20 protein-coding genes are annotated in these 17,063 nt (G+C 46.1%); 7 read left to right on the top strand and 13 right to left on the bottom strand.

Translation table 11 applies throughout. The features are described 5' to 3' along the window. The first annotated feature begins 90 nt into the window (after positions 1–90). The 3 genes from Q9R36_RS07020 to Q9R36_RS07010 all read left to right on the top strand — a co-directional run bounded on the left by Q9R36_RS07020 (position 91) and on the right by Q9R36_RS07010 (position 2,259). Positions 91–792: a queuosine precursor transporter gene (locus tag Q9R36_RS07020; protein ID WP_101550135.1), complete on the top strand. Its 702-nt coding sequence runs from the start codon at positions 91–93 to the stop codon at positions 790–792. A 139-nt stretch (positions 793–931) separates the two neighbouring features. After that, a complete protein-coding gene (locus Q9R36_RS07015; protein WP_094767189.1) occupies positions 932–1,339 on the top strand; it encodes a reverse transcriptase-like protein in 408 nt (135 codons plus the stop codon). Continuing rightward, positions 1,336–2,259 (top strand): DMT family transporter, encoded by a 924-nt coding sequence (locus Q9R36_RS07010; RefSeq protein WP_311224697.1) that lies wholly within the window; start codon positions 1,336–1,338, stop codon positions 2,257–2,259. The genes Q9R36_RS07015 and Q9R36_RS07010 overlap by 4 nt, the downstream gene beginning before the upstream one ends. 146 nt (positions 2,260–2,405) lie before the next feature. Here the strand turns inward: Q9R36_RS07010 and Q9R36_RS07005 are convergent, their stop codons facing one another. After that, entirely contained in the window at positions 2,406–2,675 is a 270-nt protein-coding gene (locus tag Q9R36_RS07005) for a DUF6123 family protein (protein ID WP_009791199.1), read from the bottom strand. A gap of 29 nt (positions 2,676–2,704) precedes the next feature. After that, positions 2,705–3,202 (bottom strand): divergent PAP2 family protein, encoded by a 498-nt coding sequence (locus tag Q9R36_RS07000; RefSeq protein ID WP_009791200.1) that lies wholly within the window; start codon positions 3,200–3,202, stop codon positions 2,705–2,707. 118 nt (positions 3,203–3,320) lie between these two features. On the opposite strand from Q9R36_RS07000, the gene sspL reads away from it, so the two are divergent. Then, the gene (sspL, locus tag Q9R36_RS06995) at positions 3,321–3,458 is read left to right on the top strand and encodes a small, acid-soluble spore protein L (RefSeq protein WP_022544111.1); all 138 of its coding nucleotides are present in this window, start codon (positions 3,321–3,323) and stop codon (positions 3,456–3,458) included. A gap of 53 nt (positions 3,459–3,511) precedes the next feature. Here the strand turns inward: sspL and Q9R36_RS06990 are convergent, their stop codons facing one another. The 8 genes from Q9R36_RS06990 to Q9R36_RS06955 form a co-directional block, all read right to left on the bottom strand. Beyond that, positions 3,512–4,411, bottom strand: coding sequence for a 5'-3' exonuclease (locus tag Q9R36_RS06990; protein ID WP_035401106.1), 900 nt, complete (start codon positions 4,409–4,411; stop codon positions 3,512–3,514). A gap of 128 nt (positions 4,412–4,539) precedes the next feature. Next, positions 4,540–5,148: a hypothetical protein gene (locus tag Q9R36_RS06985; protein WP_129611968.1), complete on the bottom strand. Its 609-nt coding sequence runs from the start codon at positions 5,146–5,148 to the stop codon at positions 4,540–4,542. Between the two features lie 91 nt (positions 5,149–5,239). After that, positions 5,240–6,079, bottom strand: a complete 840-nt coding sequence (locus tag Q9R36_RS06980) for a sulfurtransferase (protein ID WP_311224696.1) — start codon at positions 6,077–6,079, stop codon at positions 5,240–5,242. After that, on the bottom strand, positions 6,054–6,266 hold the full coding sequence (locus Q9R36_RS06975) for a hypothetical protein (RefSeq protein ID WP_009791205.1): 213 nt from the start codon (positions 6,264–6,266) through the stop codon (positions 6,054–6,056). Before Q9R36_RS06975 ends, Q9R36_RS06980 begins: the two co-directional genes overlap by 26 nt. Positions 6,267–6,272: 6 nt before the next feature. Continuing rightward, positions 6,273–7,022, bottom strand: a complete 750-nt coding sequence (locus Q9R36_RS06970) for a nucleotidyltransferase domain-containing protein (RefSeq protein WP_165352517.1) — start codon at positions 7,020–7,022, stop codon at positions 6,273–6,275. Between the two features lie 4 nt (positions 7,023–7,026). Beyond that, positions 7,027–10,677 (bottom strand): dynamin family protein, encoded by a 3,651-nt coding sequence (locus tag Q9R36_RS06965; RefSeq protein WP_311224695.1) that lies wholly within the window; start codon positions 10,675–10,677, stop codon positions 7,027–7,029. A gap of 351 nt (positions 10,678–11,028) precedes the next feature. Then, complete coding sequence (locus Q9R36_RS06960; RefSeq protein WP_009791208.1) at positions 11,029–11,604, bottom strand: isoprenylcysteine carboxyl methyltransferase family protein; 576 nt, start codon at positions 11,602–11,604, stop codon at positions 11,029–11,031. Between the two features lies 1 nt (position 11,605). Then, positions 11,606–12,691 carry a type III polyketide synthase gene (locus Q9R36_RS06955; protein ID WP_311224694.1) on the bottom strand — a complete coding sequence of 362 codons (1,086 nt, stop codon included), beginning with the start codon at positions 12,689–12,691 and terminating at the stop codon, positions 11,606–11,608. Between the two features lie 380 nt (positions 12,692–13,071). On the opposite strand from Q9R36_RS06955, the gene Q9R36_RS06950 reads away from it, so the two are divergent. Continuing rightward, a complete protein-coding gene (locus Q9R36_RS06950) occupies positions 13,072–13,521 on the top strand; it encodes a chemotaxis protein CheX (protein WP_022544113.1) in 450 nt (149 codons plus the stop codon). Positions 13,522–13,598: 77 nt separating this feature from the next. Here Q9R36_RS06950 and Q9R36_RS06945 read toward each other — a convergent pair whose 3' ends face one another. Beyond that, positions 13,599–14,372 carry an SDR family NAD(P)-dependent oxidoreductase gene (locus Q9R36_RS06945; protein ID WP_094767259.1) on the bottom strand — a complete coding sequence of 258 codons (774 nt, stop codon included), beginning with the start codon at positions 14,370–14,372 and terminating at the stop codon, positions 13,599–13,601. 111 nt (positions 14,373–14,483) lie between these two features. Next, positions 14,484–14,624, bottom strand: coding sequence for a hypothetical protein (locus Q9R36_RS06940; RefSeq protein WP_009791213.1), 141 nt, complete (start codon positions 14,622–14,624; stop codon positions 14,484–14,486). A 174-nt stretch (positions 14,625–14,798) separates the two neighbouring features. Between Q9R36_RS06940 and pnuC the strand changes: the two genes are divergently transcribed. Then, positions 14,799–15,494 carry a nicotinamide riboside transporter PnuC gene (gene pnuC, locus Q9R36_RS06935; protein ID WP_101550143.1) on the top strand — a complete coding sequence of 232 codons (696 nt, stop codon included), beginning with the start codon at positions 14,799–14,801 and terminating at the stop codon, positions 15,492–15,494. After that, positions 15,491–16,528, top strand: coding sequence for a multifunctional transcriptional regulator/nicotinamide-nucleotide adenylyltransferase/ribosylnicotinamide kinase NadR (nadR, locus tag Q9R36_RS06930; protein ID WP_009791215.1), 1,038 nt, complete (start codon positions 15,491–15,493; stop codon positions 16,526–16,528). The genes pnuC and nadR overlap by 4 nt, the downstream gene beginning before the upstream one ends. Before the next feature lie 38 nt (positions 16,529–16,566). On the opposite strand, the gene Q9R36_RS06925 is transcribed toward nadR, so the two are convergent. Then, complete coding sequence (locus tag Q9R36_RS06925) at positions 16,567–17,019, bottom strand: DUF6376 family protein (protein ID WP_240683979.1); 453 nt, start codon at positions 17,017–17,019, stop codon at positions 16,567–16,569. Positions 17,020–17,063 lie beyond the last annotated feature (44 nt).

Raw genomic sequence — 17,063 nt, 5'->3', positions numbered from 1 at the left:
TTTCCTTCTATATTCACGCTATAATGGTCAAGGACAATTTAATATATGGCGGTTCGCAACTTCCCGCACTATCAAAACTAGGAGGATCTTATGTTTAACGAATGGTTTGGCCTCATTTTTGCTTTAGTTAATTTTGCTTTTGTCCTATTATTTTACCGCATTTTCGGCAAAACCGGACTTTTTGTCTGGATTGGCCTTTCTACTGTACTTGCCAATCTGCAGGTTATAAAAACAATTGAAATATTCGGTATGACCGCCACACTTGGAAATGCCATGTATGGCACCGCCTTCCTTGTTACGGACATCCTGAACGAAAAGTACGGTAAAGAAGAAGCGAAAAAGGCGGTCTGGCTTGGATTTTTGACACTTCTGTCCATGACAGTGATCATGCAGATGGTGCTGCTTTTCAAACCGCATGAAATTGATATGGCACAAGGTGCATTAAGCACGATTTTCTCGTTTCTTCCGCAAATAGCGCTGGGAAGCCTTGCTGCTTATCTTGCAAGCCAATTCCTGGATGTTTATATTTTTCAGTTCCTGAAAAGGAAATTCCCCAAAGACAATCAGTTTTGGATCAGGAATAACGGAAGTACGATCATCAGCCAGTTTATTGATACACTTGTTTTTACCGGGATTGCTTTTGCAGGGGTCTTTCCCTTCAATGAATGGATCCAGATATTCATTACAACTTACCTGCTGAAGTTCTTTGTTGCCATCCTGGATACGCCTTTTGGCTATCTTGCCAAGAAAATGCATAAAACAAATAAGGCGAATACATCCATCGACCAATAGAATGAAGAGAGTGCCTCGGCACTCTTTTTTTGCATTCACGGTGATAAGAAAGAACCGTTTCTGTGATAAACTTACATATAGTGTTACCCGTTCTCATGCGGGATAAGCAAGTTTCATTCTTTTAAATGGAGGATTTGCGATGATCGAAGTATATATTGACGGTGCAAGCGCCGGCAACCCTGGACCAAGCGGCGCCGGAATTTTCATCAAGGCTGGAGGCACTGTTGAACGCCATAGCATACCGCTCGGTGAAATGAGCAATCATGAGGCAGAATATCACGCTTTTATCCACGCACTGGAGATTTGCCTGCAAAGTGGCTACAGGACCGTTTCTTTTCGGACAGATTCCCAGCTTGTGAATGCAGCAGTCGAGAAGGAATTCGTCAAGAACCCTCTTTACAGCAGTCTTCTGGAAAAAGCTCTGGGCCTCTCCAGGCAGTTCGACCTTTTCTTTATGAAATGGATTCCAAGCAGTGAGAATAAAACAGCGGATGAACTGGCCAGGAAAGCGGTCCGCGACAATGGGAAAGAAGGGACCGCTGAATGACACAGTCCCGATCCTTGGCAGATATCTGCCTTCTTCTGGTAGCACTCGTGTGGGGTGCGACCTTTGTGCTGGTCCAGAATGCCATTTCTTTTCTGGAGCCATTCACTTTCAATGCGGTGCGTTTTTTTATCGCCGGAATGCTCCTTGCCATCTGGCTCTTTATTTTTAAAAGGGAACAGCTGGCCCGCCTCAATTGGAAGCTGGTATCCTCAGGCATCTTCATAGGCCTTTGGCTGTTTGCAGGATATGCCTTCCAGACAGCCGGCCTTCTTTATACAACTTCTTCAAAAGCAGGCTTTATTACGGGCTTAAGTGTCGTAATGGTCCCTTTATTGGCCTTTGCTCTGCTGAAAATTAAGCCAGGCGCCAACAGCGTCATCGGAGTGGCTGCTGCTGCGGCCGGCCTCTATCTGCTCGCCATGACAGATGCATCTTCCCTGAACAAAGGGGATATGCTGACATTTGTCTGTGCTGCAGGATTTGCCCTTCATATCATTTTCACCGGCAAATTCAGCAAACACCATCCGGCCCTGCTTTTGACGGTTGTTCAAATATTGACTGTGTCAGGTCTTGCAAGTGTTTCTGCTCTTTTATTCGAGGATTGGCAGTCAGCCCTGAATCCTGATATTCTCCTCGAAGGAAATGTTGTTACGGCTTTGCTGGTGACTTCCATATTTGCTACCGCTCTCGCCTTTTTGGCGCAGACTGCTTTCCAGAAATTCACCACTCCCACAAGAGTGGCGCTTATCTTTGCAATGGAGCCTGTCTTTGCAGCGGCAGCCGGCTATCTCTGGGCAGGGGACCGCCTTACGATTTCGGCCCTTGCTGGATGCGGGCTGATTTTTGCGGGAATGGTCTATGCAGAGCTGCCTTCAAGGAAGGAAAAAAGGGAAGTGGCGCGCGAGCAAAAATCCGCTTAATATAGAAAACAGCAGAAAGCACGGCTGAATGCTGTGTAAAGAGACGATAAGGCCCTGGCACTTGCCAGGGCCTATATTTCTTTTTCAGCTGCACCAATTCAAACTGCAGGATAAAAAAGAGGAGAGGCACGGGCCTCCCCTCTGGCTTATATAGCCAAAAGCTCTTTTTGTTTGATGAAATGGAGCGCTTCTTTGCGGGTAGTGATCCCATTGGCCATCAGCATTTCCAGCAGGGATACATAAAAGCTCCCGTCAAAGGCTTTTTGTGCTTTTAGTGTTATTTCGATAGCGGCATTTGCCAGTTCATCCGATGCATTCGTATATTGCTTGCCAAAGTATACAAATCCTTTTGCGTCTTCACGGAATTGAAAGCCTTTGCTTTCAAGGTGAGTCAAATATTCTTCAACGGTTTTCAATATGCTGCAGCTCCCTGAATCTTGTCATCCTATCTTCTAAATTTTACCTTAAATTTCGACAATTTTCTATCTTTTTTTGAGAGCAGATAGCCTGCCGAACCGGTAAGGATTCCAAGCAGGGCGCCACCAAGCACTTCCTGTGGCTGATGCCCGAGCATTTCTTTAAGCTTTTTCGGTTTTTCTTCACTGAATTCCACTGCTTCATCTTTGTGGACTTTGTCCATCAGCTCTTCCATAGAGTTAACCTTCAAGGTCAGCTCGCCCGTTTGCCTCCTAATTCCCTGCGCATCATACATGACAATCAGGCCGAATACAAGAGACAGAGCAAAATCAATTGTCGGCAGCCCGCGTTTCAGGGCTATAAATGTAGTCAGGGAGGACACGCCTGCTGAATGGGAGCTCGGCATCCCGCCTGTCTGGAAAAACAAACCCGGCTTCCATTCCCTTTTCTTTAAAAAGTGGAGAGGTATTTTCATGCCCTGGGCAATGATGATGCTTAGCAGCGCTACAATGACTCCTTTATTCAATGGCCATCACCTCATTTTATATTGTGAAGATGAGGGGGTTTAAATATTCGTTTGGCAAATACTAAAGCTGCAGGTGCAATAATCAGCAGCTGCATCACTTTTCCGGAGGTGAATGCACGTGAGTAAAAACGGCCATGCCAACAGGGGGAAAAAAGCCCCTGGCGTCAATCCCCAAGGCTACGGACAGGATGCCGAGTTTGCTGAAGAGCCAAAAAGCAAGCTTGAGAATGCTGCAAAAAAGAAAAATACGAAATAACAGCAAAAGGAGCTGCAGCTGTGGCAGCTCCTCCAATCTTATATCTGCAGAACTCAGGCAAGGCTCTTGCTTTCCTCAAGCTTTTCGAGATGCCTGTACAGCCCCCTTAATTCCAGTTCACTGAACTTTTCCATCGCCTTTTGCTGATTGATTTTATAAACAGCATCATCCAGGACACATTGGACTGGAACATCGCATTTAATCTCTGCCAGCTGCCTGCTTAGATGGAGCATTTCAAGCCCCTCTTCAATTTTAGCTTTTTGCGCTTTTGTGAGCTTGTCCAGATTCTCGATAACGCCATCCACATGTTCGAACTGCTGCAAAAGCTTTAATGCTGTTTTTTCGCCGATTCCTTTTACCCCAGGATAGTTATCGCTTGGATCTCCCATAAAAGCTTTGAGGTCGATCATCTGCCTTGGCGTAATCCCTTTTTCTTCATAAAAGGTATCTGCTGTATGGACAAGATAATTGCCAAACCCTTTTTTAAGCAGGATGACCGAAATATCTTTGTCAAGGAGCTGCAGAATATCCTGGTCGCCCGTCAGGATAGAAACCCTGGCCTCCGGCTGAAGGTTTCTCGCAATCGTGCCGATGCAGTCATCAGCTTCAAACCCGGCCAGCCCGATATTGGGAATATCCATAGCTTCTACAGCTTCTTTGACCAGATCAAACTGAGGAAGCAATTCGATTGGCGCTTCTGAGCGGTTTGCTTTATAGCCGCTGAACATTTCAGTCCTGAAGGTTTTGCTGCCCATATCCCAGCAAACAGCCACATGTGTTGGCTTAAAGGATGATACGGCTGTGAAAAAATGCTTCAGAAATCCCTGAATCGCATTAGTCGGAACCCCTTTTGAATTGATCATAAACTGGCCGGTGACAGCAGTTGCAAAGAACGCCCTGAATAACAGTGCCATGCCATCAACAAGCAGCAGGGAAGGTTTATTTTCATTCATCATGTACAGCCCCTTTTCTCTTCATATTTCACTATTATAACATGGATGAAGACACGGCTTCCCTGTAAAGATTTAGGTTCCTTTAACGGGAAAAAGGCCTTGTAAAGGCCTTTCTGTTTACAGGTCCATCACTCTGCCTGCGGGTCTTTTTTAATGACTTCTATTCCTTTTTCTTTGAGTACATACTGCATGGCAACCCTTGCTTTGACTACATTGTTATTCAGCACCATGGAATATTTCTTTCCATCCTTAAAGGTCACAATGAATTTGTCATCAGTTGCTATTCCTCCTGATAGTTTGGCTGTCTGCTCCGCAGCTGCCACTTCATCCCATGTGTATGTTTTTTCCTTCAGCGAAAAAATAGGATCGATTGTAATGCCCTTCTGGTCTGCATAATGATACCCGTCTGTACTAAGCAGGATGAGCAGCACACCAATAATAGCACTGCCTGCCAATAACCCTTTCAATCCTGCTGTCATTCTCTGCTTGCTGAGCAGTACAGCTGCAGTTATGCATATGGCTGCCAGCAGCAGCAGGCCGGCAATGAAAACGCCATAAGCAGCCCTTAAGGGTTCAAAGAACCATTCGCCTGATGGTGAAAACAGGATCTCCTGCAGTGGTATCAGAATGAAAATCGGCACAAAACATGACGACAAAATCAAGATGATTGCACATGAAACAAAGATTTGGCTCTTTTCCGTTTTTCTCTTTTTTGTAATGGTATAGCCTGTGCTCATGAAAAAAGATCCCCCTATTAAAATTTCAGAACCTTCTCAATTATACAACAGAAGAAAAAGTAAAAAAATCCCTTTTTGAGGGATTTTCTTTTTATTTGCCAGCTGCCTGAGCTACTGGATTCTCCGGATAGGAAATCCAGTCGCTGAAGCTGCCGACATACAGCTTTACATTTTCATAGCCTGCTTCCTTTAAAGCAATGAAATTCGGGGCGGCCGTGACGCCTGAACCGCAATAAACAATGACAGGATCTTCCGGTCTGATGCTGCTGAATCTTTTCCTTTGTTCTTCCGCATTCCTGTATTTTCCGCTAGCGAATCCGTCTGTCCATGGATAATTGACTGCTCCGGGAATATGGCCAGCTTTTTTATCAATAGGCTCCTCTATTCCCAGATAGCGTTTTGCCTCCCGTGAATCTATTAAGGTTTTCTTGCTTTCAGCCTCGGAAACCTTTGTTGCCTCTTCTGTATCAGCCAGTATCTCAGCATTTAGGCTTAAGGCATATTCACTCCTCACAATGTGGGGAATTTCTTTTGTCACAGGCTGTCCTTCCTTCTTCCATTCTTTGAAGCCGCCATTCAGGACATAGACGTTTTCGTGGCCGGCATATTTGAGCAGCCACCATAATCTTGCAGCAAACGCCCCTTCTCCGCCGTCATAAGCAATGACAGTTGAAAGATTGGAGATTCCCGCCTGTTCAAGTTTTCCCTTGAAATCATCCATATCCGGGAGGGGGTGCCTTCCGCCATGCTTTGACACTTGTCCGGAAAGGTCCTTTTCCAAATGAAAATAAACAGCGCCCGGGATATGTTCTTCAAGATAGGCCTTTTCCCCTTTTTCCGGCTCCCCCAGACTGAACCGGCAATCACAAAACCTGACGTCTTCGCTGCCGAGCCCTTCTATCACCTCATTCAGTTCTTTCACCCATTTCATTTTCTTTTCCCCCTTCCCTTTTCTCCATCAGTTTCCTGACATTTTCCTTTGGATCCCAGCAATTGAACTGGTAATATGGCAATGTGTCAAAGCCGAGCCGCCTGCACCGGTACTCCATTTTTCCCCCGGCCCTTTCTGCCTGGAAATGGATGCAGGTAGCACAAGCATGAAATGATTTCCCCATCATTTCCCCCTAAATATTGAGAAGTTCCCAAAGCCATTGGTTCAGCTTCCCCCTGGTATTTTCCCTTTTGCCAGCCTCCCCCGCCGGAATGTCCAGCTGGTTTGTCTGCCGGTATAAAAGGATCTCCAATTCTGCTCTTTCACTTTCCTTTATCAGTCTGCCGCTCGCCTTTGATTCTCCAAGGATATGATAGTATGGCAGTATTTGGGCAAAGTCCTGTCCTTCAGGAGCACAGGCAAAGAGATCGGACCAAGGCACAGCTTTCATTTTTTTTGACAGCATTCCTGCCAGCAGGCCGGATCTTGCAGCGTGAATCAGCTGTTTCTGCCTCCTTGGCGTCAATTCCTTGCCCGAGATTTCTTTTAAGTTCCGAACCATCAGTCCCTGATAATGCTTTGCAAGCTTAAAAGAAGAATATTCTTCACTGATGAAGTTCCGGAGACGGCTGGCAAAATCCTGCCTGTCAATATAGACGATTGGCGAATACGCCCATTCATAAAGGCTCGGATTCGATTTTTCCAGCAGGCTGAAAGCCTTGAACAAATCCCAGCCTGCCGAGTCTGCCGGCGAGGCATGGACAATTGTCTGCTGTTCAGGCTTTAACGCTAAATAGCTGCGTACCTCATTGTATTTGTAAATAAAACGAACATCGTAATCCGATTGTTCGGAAGCCGTTCCCCAGGCGCGGCTTCCTGCTTCACATGCATAATATATGGTGATGTTATGCTTCTTTTCCAGATCCTGAAGCCATTCCTTCACGTGATCACCCTTTACTGCCAGATGTGAACTGGACGAGTGAGCGTTCCAGTTCAATCAATTTATCAAGAGGAATTTCATCACTCAGCGCTGCGGAAATCCCTTCATAGTATTCTGCTGCCTGATCTGCCATTTCGGCAGTCAGCTTTCGGTATTCTTCTTCCAGAATGCGTGCATAATAGTCTTTCAGCCTGCTGCTCTCGGAAGCCAGATAATTGTCAGCCGGTCCATCCAGCACTTTGTGCAGTTCCTCGCCCAGCTGTTTTCTGCCATTCTGTTCAAAGAATGTCTTAGGGCTTTTAAAATAGCTTAAAGCCTTTTTGAACAGTCCGGGCTCCAGGTCCGAAAAAGCGGATGTGAAATCAAGCCCTGGATGGCTGGAGACTTCAAATTCTGTAAAAGTAATGTCTCCGCTGATTTTGCTGATGGAAGATACCAGGGAGGCCTGGGCTTCCTTTGCCAGCTTGCCGGCAAATACCTCAAGTCTCAGCGAGGTCGCCCTCATCTCCTGGGCAAAATCAAATCCGAAAGAGCTGAGGAAGTCTGCCAGGGCATCCTGGAGCGCTTTCTTCATATTCCTTCCATCATCTTTCAGGACAGAAGGATTAAAGGCTTCTTTGATAAAATCGCCAAACCTGAAAAATACCCGCTGCTTAATGTAAAAGATGAGCTCATCCGCTTCCTGCTCAAGTCTTTTCTTCAGCATCAGGGAAGAGCCTTTTTCAAGAATATCCCGGACTCCAGCCTTCTCCCCTGCTATCTTCTCGCGTTTCATCTGCTTTGCCGACTCATCTTCCCGGGAAGAGCGGATAAAACTCCTGAGCTGACCGATGGCTCGTTCCCATTCATTTTCAGCCGAGTTTACGGCAATGGCAGAGAGCTCGCTGGAAATGAACGAATAAAACCGTTCCTCGAACTCTGCCAAATAAGATTTGCCGGCTGCCTCTCCCAGCTTCTCCTGAAGTCCAAGCAGACTTGAGACCGGATTCAGATGCGGCCGGCGAATGCCGTACTGAGTCAGCTGATCTTCCACATAGCGGAGCACAGACTCCATCTCCTCCTCACTTGAGGCGAGATCTACTGCATTGACGGCAAAGAACATTTTGTCGAGTTCAAAAGACTCCTTCACCCTTCCAAGCTGGATGAGGAATTCCCTGTCAGCCCTTGAAAATGCATGATTATAATAGGTGACAAAAAGGATGGCATCTGAATTTTTTATATAATCGAATGCAACACCTGTATGGCGGGCATTGATGGAATCGGCTCCAGGAGTGTCGACAAGGGTGATGCCCTGCCTCGTCAATGGGCAGTCATAAAACACCTCAATCAGCTCCACCAGACAGGATTTCTCTTCATCTGCCACAAAGGCCCCGAATTCTGCCAGACTCACTGTCATCGTATCTCCCAGCTTGGCACGGTAATCCGGATAACCTTTCGAAAAGGCATTCAGGAAAGCCAGATGGGTTTTTTCACTGCTGTTCAGATCCCCTGCTTCACTCAGCTTTCCTATTTTTCGCAGGGCATCTTCAAGATCTGTTGCCTGTTCATTGAAAGCCTTAAGGGAACGATTGACATCTCCGTAAAGGACCTCGGCTGTTTTAAAATGCACCAGGCTTGTGCCATGGGCATGATCATGATCGACAGGCCTGATCTTGTTGATTGCTGCTGTAGTCGGATTTGGCGAAACCGGCAGCAGCCTTTCGCCAATCAGCGCATTTGCGAACGATGACTTGCCGGCACTGAAGGCTCCGAATAATGCAACCGTATAGTCCTTGTCCTTCAGCCGCGCTGCTTTTCTGGCCAATTCGGCAGCCGTCTTGGAAAAGCCGGGAACGCCCTTCAATTTCTCAGCTGTAAATAATAGCTTTTTGATTATGTCATCCGGATCTGCGCTTCGCCCGGCAAATTGAATCTCTTCTTCTTCCATCTCAGCTTTATCGTTCACCTTATCCAAAAAGTCTTCTTCTTCATCCGGCGCAACTTCGGCTGTTTCTGTGTCTGCTGTCAGCTCGATTGCGCTGGCACTGAGCTGATCAGAAGGATAGTCTTCATGGATTACCTGCTCCAGCCTCATTTTTGCAGCCAGCTGTTTTTCTTTCATTTCATTCAGGCTGATCCACGCCTCTGCAAGACCTTTGACTTCCCTGTATTCCGCTTCTGATTTTTCAATTGCTTCGGAAGAATTTTCTGCCGCTTTTTGGATCATGATGTTTTTGATTTGTTCGAAATGATCCTTAGCCGTTTTTTTGACCGCTGAGGCAACATCCTCTGTATAGTTAAGCACATATTCACCTGTCAGCATGGCTCCACTTTTCACAGTCTGTTCGATCATTTGTGCTGTAAACGGGATGGAGAAGCTTTGCACCGCTTCCAGCAGTTTCGGATCATGCAGCTCTTTTTCTTTTATTGTTCTTGAAAACACTTCCTTTATATGCCAGACCAGCTCCGACCTTACCCGATCTTGAAGATCCTGATAAAAGGCATCAAGGCGGCGGGCTGATTCCTCCCCGGTTTTCTGGCGTGAGAAAAACAGGCCGACTTTAAATCCCGGCTGACGGGATTCGAGATACTTTTCTGCAAGCTCCCTAGTCTGGTAAGGCATCAGGTAAGCATTCTTTAAGACCTTTTCCAGCTCCTTTCCAAGGTGTTCCTGGAAAGAATCCCTTTCTGCCTTTCTCTTATTGAGCTTATCCGCCAAAGCAGCAGCGTCCTTTTCTAGAGTCTCTCTCCGCTGTACCGGAAGCCCTTCCAATATTCCGTTCAAACGCTGTTCTTCTGACTCATCGAGCGCCTCCAGGAATCGGATATGCTCATCAGCGAGCCTTTTTATAGCTTCCTCTGCTGCCCGGGGAAGCAATTCCCTGCTTAAAGCCATCTTTTCATGGATGAATTGGCGCAGCTTTCCGAACTCATTATGAGGATGTTCCTCTTGCTTTAGTGAGGTATAGAAAATATGTTCAGGCTGAACCCCCCAGGAAGAAAATGACTCTCTCACACTGGCTTTGAACTTTGCCATGCTTATTTCTTCTTCACGGTGTTTATCAATCTGATTGATGATCAGATAAATCTCTTTTCCTGCAGCAGCAAGCTCTTTTGTAAACAGAAAATTAAGCTCTGACTGGACATGATTATAATCCATCACGTAAAAAATGAGGTCGGAAAGGTGAAGGGCAGATTCTGTTGAAATTCTGTGGGCATCATCTGCCGAATCGATTCCCGGTGTATCCATGACTGCGATATTCTCCGGGAGGATTGTTCCCGGCTTGCTGATTTCGATCGAGTGGATCTGGCCGCCATCCCGGCAATACTGCTTTACACGCTCATAATCATATGGAGCAGGATAGAGGCGGGGATTACCTTCTTTAAAATAGACCTTGGCATAATCCTCCCCCGCTTTAATTTTCACTAAATTGGCGCTGGTAGGGATCGGGCTCGACGGCAAGAGGTCTTCACCGATGATTTTATTGATCATGCTTGATTTTCCGGCTGAGAAATGGCCGCAAAAAGCAATAGTAAACTCATCCCGGCTGATTTTTCTGGCAAGCTGGCCCGCCTTTTCTGCTGTTTGGGCATCTTTCTGTTCTGCTAAATAATCATGAAAGGCAGCGGCTTTGTTGAGCTTCTCTGCTGTCCGCTGTTCAGGCAATGTGAATGACATCCGATACTTCTCCTTGCTTTTATGAATTTACTATCATTTTAAACGATAATTCGCTCTTTTCATATATTTATAACTATGCAGCTGCCAGGCCGTGCGGAAGGAGCTCTTATAAGCTAAAAAAAATAAACAAAAAACCCTTTCCTTAAAGGGAAAGGGCCTGGAATATTTTATTTCACTGTCTGCGGCTTAGCAACATGGCTTAAGACGTGCTTCATGACAAACGAGTATACAGCGATCACACCAATAATAAAAACAGATACCATATGTAACACCGTCCTTGGTTGAATTATTTTTTCAATTGAGAATAATATTCAGCCTCATTTAGAAGTTTATCATCAATGATAATCATTTTCAACTGCTTTCTTCAGAAATTCGTTTTCTTCCAGGAAGAAAACGGTTACGCCGCAATTTTTGCCGGTATTCAGTCAGGCCGCTGAGAGCCTGTTCTTCTGCAGGTATCCTGACTGAGAGGATGGCTAGATTAAGAATTGAAAATACGGCCAATGTCCAATACGCCTGGAACATCAGAGGAAAAGCGAGGAATTCCAAGGTTACAATTACATAGTTCGGATGCCGGATGAACCGGTAAGGCCCTCTCATAACCACATTGGCATGGGGTATAACCAGGATTTTTGTATTCCAGTACTTCCCCAGGGAAAGCAGCGCCCAGAGCCGGCCAGCCTGAGTGATTATGATCACTGTCAAAATTGCTGGCCACAAGGACGAAAGGGTCCTGCTCCCCCACGAAACCTCAAAACTGTAAAAAAGAAAGAAAGAAGCATGAATCATGACCATTATACTGTAGTGCCCCTTGCCAAACTCAAGGGCTCCCCGGCTTTTCATCCATTTTTCATTGCTTCTGGCCACTGCCAGTTCCCCGACCCTTTGGAGCATGATGATCAAAATAAAAACAGTGAACCAATCCATATCATTCCCACCTCAGCAATAGCAGTTCAGAGCTGAAGCCCGGCCCCAGTGCTGCCGCAATCCCAAGCTCGCCTGCCTTCCCTTTTTCCATGAATCTTCTCAGTACATACAAGATTGTAGCTGAAGACATATTGCCGAACTCCTTCAGCACCTGAAGGGATATATCTGTCATATGGGGAGAAAACTGCAGGCTGGTGACATAGGCATCCAGCACCTTTTTCCCGCCGGGATGAGCAACAAAATGATCTATTTCGTCCAGTCTGGTGTCCATCCTTTTCAGAAAGCTTTCTACATTGGGCTTGAGCGAGTTTTCAATAATGGAGGGAATATCCTTGGAAAACACTACATAGAGACCCTCGTTCCTCACATCCCACCCCATTACGTCAAGGGAATCAGGCATGGTTGTCGAAGCTGTGCCTATTATCCTTGGAATGGCGTGAGAACGCTCCATATTAACCAACTCCGCTTGATCACCGGCCATTAAGACACATGCAGCACCGTCTGCAAATAAAGAAGTGCCGATCAGATTGCTTTTGCTCCGATCATTTTTCTGGAAGGTCAGGCTGCAAAGCTCGACTGCCAGGACAATCACTTTCGCCTTTGGATAAGCAAGGCAGTACTCATAAGCCCTTGATAACCCTGATGCTCCTCCGGCACAGCCGAGCCCCCATAAAGGGATCCTTTTTGTATGCTGTGAAAAAGGCAGGACGTTCATGATTCTTGCGTCCAGGCTTGGAGTGGAAATTCCGGTGCTTGTCACCATGAATATGGCATCAATCTCCGAATAATCTATTTTTCGTCCCAGGAACTGTCTGTTATGGAGGCAATTCCGGATGGCTTCTGCCCCAAGCTCTACCGCACACTCAATAAAAGCCTCATTTTTTTCTTCAAAAGAATGTTCTCTCCTGTACCAGTCCATTCCTTTGGCAAAATGCCTCTTATGTATCTGGCCATTATGGAAGGCTTTTAAAAGCCTTTCAACATCCTTGAAGGACTCCGAAAACAAGTCCCTTGCAAACTCCATTACTTGTCCCTGCTCCAGCCTGTGGGCAGGAATGGCTTCGGCAGCCGAGATGATAGCTGGCATTTTTATACGCTCCTCGCTCTATAAACAATTCCTTGTTAATTTTTCCAAACAAAGAAGGATTATACACAGTTTCTCATCTGGCACGGCTTTCGGGATGCAGCAGGAACAGCGGGAGCGCGGACAAAAAAAAGCTTCCCCGCCTGGAGGAAGCTTCACGTTTTGAAGGAGTTGCTGTGCTCTTTTATTATATATTGTTTTACTGGGGCATTCATTATTTAATCTTTTCCAATTAATATCCACCCGAAGCGATACTTTCAGCCCGGAGACTTTTGACCCGCAGCCTTTGGGAAATAATAAGATACTTTTTTGCAAAAAACTTACTACCAGCAGCGGGAAATTATGTTAATATTAATGTTAGCTGGTTGCTGGAGGGATCATTCATGTCATTGACAAAAAATGTTGAAGATATCATTAGTGGGACTATTGAATCAATTAAAAGTGTTTTTCCTTTTGAATCTTCAGTTGAGGAGCCGGCGCAATTTTCACAGCCCTTTACACAGCATAGCATTGGTGTGCTGATTGGAATGACGGGCGATTTGCGGGGCAGAGTCATTATAGATGGAGAAGAGCAGGCTTTCAGCAAAATCGGCGAAGCTATGTTTGGAATGCTGCTGGAAGGTGAAATGCTGGAATCTTTCGCGGGTGAACTCGGAAATATGATTGCCGGCAATCTATCTATTAACTTATCAGGGCAGGGCCTTCAGATTGATATCACTCCCCCTACGGTCCTTGTAGGCGAGACGAAGGTCTATGGGTTTGAGAAGGCCTACAGCCTGCCTGTAAAGCTTTCAGGCGCAGGTGAGCTGATGGTCGTCCTGATGCTTGAATAGCCGCAGCGGACGCCTATCAGCTGGATAAAAGGAATAGACATCCCCCGGCACATCGCCGGGGGATTTGACTATTCTGTCTAAAATCCTTTAATCGTCATGCCGCCGTCAACAAATAGTGTCTGGCCGGTCACATAGCTGCCGGCAGCACTCGCCAGGAATACTGTCGGACCAACCAGCTCCTCCAGCTCGCCGACCCGGTTCAGCGGCGTCACATCCAATATTTCCTGCAGATATTCCGGATCTGCAAGGAGCTTTTCTGTAAGCGGCGTTTTAAAATACCACGGACCTATTGCATTGACGTTGATGTTGTAAGGTCCCCATTCCATGGCAAGTACTTTAGTCATCTGGATTAATGCGGCTTTTGTTGCTGCATACACAACTCCCGTCCTTAAAGCAACATGTCCGGCAACTGAGGCAATCGTAATGATCCTGCCCGGTGTCCCGCTGTCCTTCATAACCCTTCCGGCCTCCTGGGAGACCATGAATGCGGATTTGAGATTAGTGTCCATGATTGTCTGCCATTCTTCATCTGTTACATCAAGCGCTTTTGAACGGATATTCATGCCTGCATTATTGACGGCAATATCCAGTCTTCCCCAATGTTCTGCAGCGGTTCTGACTGCATTATGTACATCTTCCCTTTTGGCTGCATCAGCCTGGATGACAATGGCCTCCCTGCCAGTCTTCCTCACTTCTGCGGCGGTTTCCTCCAGATCGGCCTTCGTTCTTGCCAGCAGGGCTACATCTGCACCCGCTTCTGCCAGCCCAATCGCAAGGGCCCGTCCTATTCCCCGCCCCGCACCGGTCACTAATGCCTTTTTCCCTTCTACCCTGAAATCAGGCAAATACATATCCATCACCCTTTTTAGAAAATTCATATAAATTTTAACATACAGCATGCCAGGACACCTAACTCTCTGCCTCATGCAGGAAAAAGGGCACGCTGCCGGCGCCCTTCCAGCCTATTCCTTGGATTTATCAGATGAAAGCTCCTGTGCCTGGACGTTTATGATAATTTTCTTGCCTGCAGCAGAACCGCATACTTTACAGCTTCCCTCTTCATTGTAAAGGAGCCTGCAATGCTCGCAATAGAACTTTTCCACTTCTTCACCCTCATTCTGTATTGCTGCAATTATATTTTATTTATTAAAAAACAAAATGTTCCTCTGCTAATCTTCCATGGTAAAAAAACAGGAAATTTATTCCCTTTTCAGAAAATAATCACCTATAATAAGTTTTAGGCTGTATGGCCGCATCTGCTTTCATAGGAGGAAACCATGAAAATATTCCGCGATTGGACGATATTTGAAATAAGCTGGCTTCTTGTTTTTACACTTATTAATGTGTATTTGTTTATTGCCTGGCAGGATTCCCTTCTTGGCCTTATTTCTTCTTTGGCCGGGATGCTTTGTGTTGTCCTCGTAGCAAAGGGAAAAATCGCAAACTATTATTTCGGCATTATCCAGACAGGGACATATGCTTATATTTCCTATACCTACGGGCTGTATGGGGAAGCCATGCTCAATGGCCTGTTCTATTTTCCCATTCAGTTTATCGGCATTTATCTCTGGAGAAAGAATATGACAAAGGACAGCATAAAAGGGGAAGATGTGAAGGTTAAGACGCTTGATTCCAAGGGATGGTCCCTTCTCGGAATTACTGTGCTGGTGTCCATTTTTCTATATGCCCTCCTCCTTGACTATCTGGGGGGGAGATCTGTTTATATTGACTCTGCCACAAATGTCCTTTCCGTAACAGCACAGATATTGATGCTGAGAAGATTCGCCGAGCAGTGGCTTCTATGGATCCTTGTCAATGTCCTGTCGGTCATCCTCTGGTTTAATGCTCTGATTTCAACAGGGGGCAATGATATATCTATGCTCGTCATGTGGACGGCATTCTTGTTTAACAGCATTTATGGGTATATAAATTGGACGAAACTTTATAAAAAACAGGGAGCTGCAGCGGTTTGAAGAAAAAAACAATTGGTATGTACGGGGGAAAGTTCCTGCCTTTCCCCCATCTTGGCCATGTATACAGCATGACGGCGGCAGCTGCAACAGCTGACGAGCTTCATGTCATCATCTCACACGACAGCGACTATGAAAGAAAGCTTTTTGAAGGCGGCTGTGCAGAGCATGTCAGCTTTACACTGCGGCTCCGCTGGTGGAAACAGCTGACCAGGGAGCTGCCGCATGTACATGTCCATGAAATTTATGATGAACAGACCGGCTCTTTCTCCGATTGGGAAAATGGCGCAAAAAAGATCCGTGCCGCAATCGGCAGTCCGATCGATTTTGTGTTCAGCTCAGAGCCGGATTACGGACCGATTTTTTCCCGTCTTTACCCGGAAGCTGAGCATATCCTCATAGATCCGGAGAGAAAAAGGTATCCGGTATCAGGTACGATGTTCAGGAAAGATGGCGTGCTGAAGCATTGGGATATGGTGCCTAAATGTGTCCGGCCGCATTTCGTCAAAAAAGTGGTGATTGCCGGGACTGAAAGCTGCGGAAAATCCACGCTGACAGCCAATATGGCCCAGATTTATAATACTTCTTTTGTGAAGGAGTATGGCCGGACCTTTTATGAAGAACTTGGAGGATGCGAGGGAATAACAGTACCGGAAGACTACCCCCATATTGCATATGCCCATAAGCTGGAGGAATGGAAGCAGCTGAAGCTGGCAGACAAAATCCTTTTTGTTGATACTGAGGCAATCACCACCCAGTTTTTCTCTCACGCCTATCTGAATAAAAGACAGCCTGTGCTCGATGAAATGGCCAGACTGCAGGAGTATGATTTATGGCTTTTATTGGAGCCGGATGTAGATTGGGTCGATGACGGAACAAGAAGCTTCGGGCATCAGGATTTGCGCTGGAAGAATCATCTCCTTCTGAAATCTCTTCTTGATGAACATCATGTGTGCTATAAAATAATCAACGGCAGCTACCGGGAGAGGCTGGAAAAGAGCATTAAATTTACGGATGAGCTGCTGGAAGGAAAATGACAAGTTAAAAGGGCATCATGGCGATGCCCTTTTATCAGTTAATTCATCAGCCCTTCAATCCGGTTCAGCAGGGCAGATGCATCATTTATTGTTTTAATCATTTCTGAGTTTTCCAATTGATCAAGGGCCAGATTGCCGCCATCTATAGCCAGATTGATTTCTTCCAGCAGCTCTTCATTTTTGGCAGCCAGCTCCTCATGAATGGCCTCAGCGGGAGCAGGTATATCCTGAAGCTGAATAAAGTTCTCAATATCCTGTTTTAGATTAACCAGCCTTTCCTCAAGCTGGTGCCGGATTTCTGAATCCCCGGCAGCTACTTCAATCATCCCCGGGGCATCCTCGGCAAATGCATTCAGCTTTTCAATATGCTCTGCAGCTTTATTGGCATACTCTGCAGTGCCGGCAGCCTCTTCCAGAAAGGAGCAGCCTGCAAGCGAAAGGGCTGTCACTGCAAACATGAACAGCCGGAAGATTATCTTCAATACTTTCATTCCTCCTTTAAGTTTCATATTATTCAATACGTTTATCATGAGAA

Origin of the sequence: Bacillus sp. AG4(2022), assembly GCF_031844465.1 — a bacterium.
Classification (GTDB): domain Bacteria; phylum Bacillota; class Bacilli; order Bacillales; family Cytobacillaceae; genus Bacillus_AB; species Bacillus_AB infantis.
This window is presented reverse-complemented; position numbering and strand designations above follow the sequence as displayed.

What these genes read in the sequence shown, in the direction of transcription:
- Q9R36_RS06965 (WP_311224695.1), bottom strand. Translation starts at nt 10,677, where the DNA reads ATGTCATTCACATTGCCTGAACAGCGGACAGCAGAGAAGCTCAACAAA.
- Q9R36_RS06955 (WP_311224694.1), bottom strand. Translation starts at nt 12,691, where the DNA reads ATGCCAGCTATCATCTCGGCTGCCGAAGCCATTCCTGCCCACAGGCTG.
- Q9R36_RS07015 (WP_094767189.1), top strand. Translation starts at nt 932, where the DNA reads ATGATCGAAGTATATATTGACGGTGCAAGCGCCGGCAACCCTGGACCA.
- Q9R36_RS06990 (WP_035401106.1), bottom strand. Translation starts at nt 4,411, where the DNA reads ATGAATGAAAATAAACCTTCCCTGCTGCTTGTTGATGGCATGGCACTG.
- Q9R36_RS06980 (WP_311224696.1), bottom strand. Translation starts at nt 6,079, where the DNA reads ATGAAATGGGTGAAAGAACTGAATGAGGTGATAGAAGGGCTCGGCAGC.
- Q9R36_RS06950 (WP_022544113.1), top strand. Translation starts at nt 13,072, where the DNA reads ATGTCATTGACAAAAAATGTTGAAGATATCATTAGTGGGACTATTGAA.
- pnuC (WP_101550143.1), top strand. Translation starts at nt 14,799, where the DNA reads ATGAAAATATTCCGCGATTGGACGATATTTGAAATAAGCTGGCTTCTT.
- Q9R36_RS06945 (WP_094767259.1), bottom strand. Translation starts at nt 14,372, where the DNA reads ATGTATTTGCCTGATTTCAGGGTAGAAGGGAAAAAGGCATTAGTGACC.
- Q9R36_RS06975 (WP_009791205.1), bottom strand. Translation starts at nt 6,266, where the DNA reads ATGATGGGGAAATCATTTCATGCTTGTGCTACCTGCATCCATTTCCAG.
- Q9R36_RS07010 (WP_311224697.1), top strand. Translation starts at nt 1,336, where the DNA reads ATGACACAGTCCCGATCCTTGGCAGATATCTGCCTTCTTCTGGTAGCA.
- Q9R36_RS07020 (WP_101550135.1), top strand. Translation starts at nt 91, where the DNA reads ATGTTTAACGAATGGTTTGGCCTCATTTTTGCTTTAGTTAATTTTGCT.
- Q9R36_RS06985 (WP_129611968.1), bottom strand. Translation starts at nt 5,148, where the DNA reads ATGAGCACAGGCTATACCATTACAAAAAAGAGAAAAACGGAAAAGAGC.
- Q9R36_RS06960 (WP_009791208.1), bottom strand. Translation starts at nt 11,604, where the DNA reads ATGGATTGGTTCACTGTTTTTATTTTGATCATCATGCTCCAAAGGGTC.
- Q9R36_RS06925 (WP_240683979.1), bottom strand. Translation starts at nt 17,019, where the DNA reads ATGAAAGTATTGAAGATAATCTTCCGGCTGTTCATGTTTGCAGTGACA.